We start from the raw sequence: 202 nt of genomic DNA, 5'->3' as shown, positions 1-202 counted from the left end.
GGCAGCTCCGGCACGGGCGGCGGCGGCACCTCGACCGCCTCCGGCGGCGATGACGGCGTGGGCTCCGGCGGCACCGGCGTGAGCACCGCCGATGCGGCCAGCGTCGGCGGCGTCGACGGCGCCGGCAGCATCATCGTGAGCGGGCTGCGCTACGACACCGACACCGCCGTCATCCACCTCGAGGATGCCACCTCCCTGCAGT

At 75.7% G+C, this 202-nt stretch carries 1 pseudogene; it reads left to right on the top strand.

The features are described from left to right. Positions 1–202, top strand: a pseudogene (locus tag EJI01_RS28540) (hypothetical protein); the annotation flags it as partial.

The sequence above is a fragment of the Variovorax sp. MHTC-1 genome (assembly GCF_003984645.1).
Classification (GTDB): Bacteria; Pseudomonadota; Gammaproteobacteria; order Burkholderiales; family Burkholderiaceae_C; genus Variovorax.
The sequence above is the reverse complement of the archived record's forward strand: the minus strand, read 5'-3'. Positions and strand labels throughout refer to the sequence as shown.